The sequence below is a fragment of the Achromobacter sp. genome (assembly GCF_036567245.1).
GTDB lineage: Bacteria > Pseudomonadota > Gammaproteobacteria > Burkholderiales > Burkholderiaceae_B > Achromobacter.
The window spans coordinates 1-1,711 of sequence record NZ_DATCUY010000013.1 but is presented as its reverse complement, the minus strand read 5'-3'; the positions used below and the strand labels follow the sequence as shown (position 1 = coordinate 1,711).

Below are 1,711 nucleotides of genomic sequence, written 5' to 3'. Positions count from 1 at the left end.
GTGCGGTAGTGGCGGCCAATGCCGCGTCCACGTCGGCGACGATCACGGCCGCGCCTTGCCTGGCGAAGCCTTGCGCGATGGCGGCGCCCAGGCCACGGCCCGCGCCGGTCACCAGCACCCGTTTGTCTTGCATCGATATCATGATTGGTCCTTTCGGCGCACTAGGCGCCCAGATAGGCGCGCTGCACGCCTTCGTCGCTGGCCAGCGCGGCGGACTCGCCTTCCAGCGCGATCTCGCCGTTCTCGAGGATGTACGCGTAGCTGGACACCGACAGCGCCAGCTTCACGTTCTGCTCCACCAGCAGGATGGTGATGCCTTGCTCGCGGTTCAGCCGCAGCACGATGTCGAAGATCTGTTCGACCACCAGCGGCGACAGTCCCATGGAGGGTTCGTCCAGCAGGATCATGCGCGGCCGCGCCATCATGGCGCGGCCCGTGGCCAGCATCTGCTGCTCGCCGCCGGACAAGGTCGCGGCCTTTTGCTCGTAGCGTTCGCGCAGGCGCGGAAAGGTGTCGCAGACCATGTCCAGATCCTGCTTGACCGCCGAGCGGTCGGTGCGCAGGTAGGCGCCCATTTCCAGGTTCTCGCGCACGCTCATTTCGCGGAAGATCTCGCGGCCCTCCGGCACTTGCACGATGCCGCGTCCGACGATGGCGTCCGCCGCCAGGCGATGTATGGGTTCCCCGGCGAAGCGCACGCTGCCCGCGGTGGGCGCGACCAGGCGCGAGATCACATTGAGCGTGGTGGACTTGCCCGCGCCGTTGGCGCCCAACAGCGCCACGATGGCGCCCTGCGGCACTTTCAGCGATACGTCCTGCAGGGCGCGGATATTGCCGTAGGCGGCCGATACCGCTTCGACTTCAAGCAGATGTTCAGCCACCGGCGGCTCCCTTGCCCAGATAGGCTTCGATGACCCGGGCGTTGCTGCGCACTTCCGCGGGCGTGCCTTCGGCGATCTTTTCGCCGAAGGACATGACGGTGATGCGATCCGAGATCGACATGACCAGCTGCATGACGTGTTCCACCAGCAGCACCGTGATGCCATCGCGCTCGCAAAGCTCGGTCAGCAGACGGTCCAGCGTTTCGATCTCGCGGTTGCGCAGGCCGGCCGCGGGCTCGTCCAGCAACAGCAGCTTGGGCGATATGGCCAGGGCGCGCGCCAGTTCCAGCATCTTCTGGCGGCCGAAGTCCAGGCTGCACGCCGGCGTGTCCAGGAAGTCGGCCAACCCCACGCGCTCCAGCAAGTGCTCGACCCGCTCGCGCGTCTGCGCGGCCGCCGGGCGCAGCAGTTTGCCGGGGCTGTCGGCGCCATGCGCGTAGGTGCCCAGCAGGGCGTTTTCGCGCACGCTCAGCGCGCCGAACAGCTCCAGGTTCTGGAAGGTGCGGGCCACGCCCAACGCCGCCATTTCATGCGGCTTTTTGCGGGTGATGTCGACGCCATCGAACTGGATGCTGCCGCTGCTGGGGCGGTAGTAGCGCGAAATGCAATTGAAGGTGGTGGACTTGCCCGCGCCGTTGGGACCGATCAGTGCGTGGATGCGGCCGCGTTCGACCTGCATGGACAGGCCGTTGATCGCGGTAAGGCCGCCGAACTTCACGGTCAGGCCTTGCACGTCCAGATAGGGATGGCTGCTCATGCCGCGCTCCTTTGGGTCGGTTTGGCCGCGGCCTTGTTTGGCGCGGCGGGCAGCGGCGCGACGGGCGCCGGAG

3 protein-coding genes are annotated in these 1,711 nt (G+C 67.2%); all 3 read right to left on the bottom strand.

Features of this window, described 5'->3' with window-relative positions; all coding sequences use genetic code 11:
* Nucleotides 1-133 (bottom strand): SDR family NAD(P)-dependent oxidoreductase (locus tag VIR09_RS00475; protein WP_332010649.1); only part of this gene is annotated, 133 nt, incomplete at its 3' end.
* A 28-nt stretch (nucleotides 134-161) separates the two neighbouring features.
* Entirely contained in the window at nucleotides 162-881 is a 720-nt protein-coding gene (locus VIR09_RS00470; RefSeq protein ID WP_332010647.1) for an ABC transporter ATP-binding protein, read from the bottom strand.
* The gene (locus VIR09_RS00465; RefSeq protein WP_332010646.1) at nucleotides 874-1,638 is read right to left on the bottom strand and encodes an ABC transporter ATP-binding protein; all 765 of its coding nucleotides are present in this window, start codon (nucleotides 1,636-1,638) and stop codon (nucleotides 874-876) included. Before VIR09_RS00465 ends, VIR09_RS00470 begins: the two co-directional genes overlap by 8 nt.
* Between the last annotated feature and the right edge of the window lie 73 nt (nucleotides 1,639-1,711).

Bases quoted from the DNA above. Each gene is read 5' to 3' on its own strand.
- VIR09_RS00465 (WP_332010646.1), bottom strand. From the start codon at position 1,638: ATGAGCAGCCATCCCTATCTGGACGTGCAAGGCCTGACCGTGAAGTTC.